Raw genomic sequence first — 2158 nt, 5'->3', positions numbered from 1 at the left:
TGTCAATGCCGGAGTGAAGATGTACCAAATGGCACGTTAAAAGTGTACCAATCCGGGTTAATAAATAGAGCCGTTCAGGCCCTGGATTTTTCTCTTTTCAATCCACATTTCTATGCAAGGTAGAATTGGGGTGACGGGCGTAGCGCAGCGTAGCCCGTTTCCTCAAGACGTTGTTTTTGCTGTTACGGGTTGGCCCCTCCTTTTTCAGCATTGACGTTTGGTTTGGCATTGCGCTGCTGCCGTTTCTTGCTGGTGGCCAATCGATACGATTCGCCGTTCATCTCCAGGATGTGGACGTGATGGGTGAGCCGGTCGAGCAACGCTCCGGTCAACCGCTCCGAACCGAGGACGCTGGTCCACTCGTCAAACGGCAAGTTCGAGGTCACCAGCGTGGCGCCGTGTTCATAGCGCCGGCTAAAGACCTCAAACAACAATTCAGCACCTATCGCCGTGAACGGCACATAGCCCAGTTCATCGACAATCAGCAGCTTTACGTTAGTCAGTTGCTTTTGCAAGGCACGCAACCGTTTCTCGTCACGCGCTTCCATCAACTCATGCACCAGGGCTGCAGCCGTCGTGAAGCCGACGCTGTGTCCTTTCTGACAGGCGGCTAATCCTAGCGCCAGCGCGGTATGTGTCTTGCCGACACCCGAAGGCCCTAGCGCGATGACGTTCTCGCGCTTATCAATCCATTCACAGCGCGCCAGCTCCAGCACCAGGGATTTGTTCAGGGTAGGCATCGCCATGAAGTCGAAGGTATCCAGACTCTTGGTCACCGGAAACCGGGCCAGGCGGATGCGTCGCTCCATCGTGCGGCGTTCACGGTCGATACGTTCCAGTTCGCACAACCGTAATAAATAGCGTGGGTAATCCACCCCTTCACGCGCGCAGTCGGCCCCGACCTTCTCATACTCGCGGGCGAAGGTAGGCAGTTTCAGGGCTTTGAAGTGGTTGACCAACAGCACCTGCGGTGCCACCGTGGTGGTCTCGATTGACGGTTCAATGTCGGTACTCATACGCTACCTCTGATAGCAGCTTGAACCACTAACGCAGGCTGGCTGAGCAAACTGAGATAACTGCCGGCATCGGTTGTACCGACCGTGGCGCTCGGTAAATACGGATACAGCGTCAGGTCTAGTTTGGGAGGCCGTCGCTCGATGGCGCACAGCATCAGATGTTTGATGGCGTCAAAGCTGAGTACGCCCAGGTGGTGGGCTTCACCGATGGCGTGTTCGACTTGCCCGATACTGAAGGTTTCCAGCAAACGCAGGACCTGGATATACTCCTTGCGCCCACGCTTGTCCATGCGAGCTTCGAGCAGGCGTCGCAGTCGCTCGAAGGCTGCCGGCAATGCCCACTCTTGCAGGGGCGCAGCCTGGTCGAGCGCACGCGGCTTCTTCTCCAGCAAGGCCAGATAGTGCAGCGGGTTCATCACGAAATCCGCTTTGGCATAGCTGCGGCGATGGTGTGCAATGCACTCCGGCTTGCCGACCAGATAGATATCGACCCAGTCGACGGTGCCTTTGACCAGGACCGCCTGATGGCCGTATTGCGTCGGTACCGAATAGTCGTTGGTGCGGTAACGGACCAGCGCTTGCGACGACACCCGGCTGCTTTGCTTGTGGCTGGCGTCATAGGGCGTTGCTGGCAAGGGCATCAATGCCGCCCGGTCGCGAACCAGCCGCTGGGCGATGCTGTCGGATTGACCACGCAGCACGGCACGCTGACGTTTCTTGCAGCCGTCCAGCAATTGGGCATTCAATGCATCGAAGTCGTCTGCCACCGGCAACGGCACCATGAAGTGACGCCGGCTGTAGCCCACCAGTCCTTCCACCTTACCCTTGTCGTTGCCCTTGGCAGGACGTCCGAATTTGTCGTCAAACAAGTAGTAGCTCTGTAACTCGGCAAAGGCCTGGGTCCGTCGACGCTGCCCATCGCCTAATATCTTGGCCACCGCAATCCTGGTGTTGTCGTACAGAATCGATTGCGGCACGCCGCCGAGAAATGCGAAGGCAGCAAGATGGCCGTCCAGAAACGCTTCCGTGTCTTCGGTCGGATACGCCTTGACGAAACACGCATCCGAATGCGGCATGTCCAGGCAGAAATAGTGGAAGCGTATCTTCTTGCCGCCGATGTAGCCGTCGGCTTCGCCGAAATC

General features: G+C 57.4%; 2 protein-coding genes. Both read right to left on the bottom strand.

What is annotated here, in order from left to right; all coding sequences use genetic code 11:
* Positions 1-182: 182 nt before the first annotated feature.
* Positions 183-1016, bottom strand: coding sequence for an IS21-like element helper ATPase IstB (gene istB / locus BM205_RS23885; protein WP_092417346.1), 834 nt, complete (start codon positions 1014-1016; stop codon positions 183-185).
* Positions 1013-2158, bottom strand: a 1146-nt coding sequence (istA, locus tag BM205_RS23880; RefSeq protein ID WP_092417344.1) for an IS21 family transposase, incomplete at its 5' end; no start/stop codon positions are given. The genes istB and istA, both read right to left, overlap by 4 nt.

The sequence above is a fragment of the Collimonas sp. OK307 genome, from assembly GCF_900113705.1.
Taxonomy (GTDB): Bacteria; Pseudomonadota; Gammaproteobacteria; order Burkholderiales; family Burkholderiaceae_D; genus Collimonas.
The sequence above is the reverse complement of the archived record's forward strand: the minus strand, read 5'-3'. Positions and strand labels throughout refer to the sequence as shown.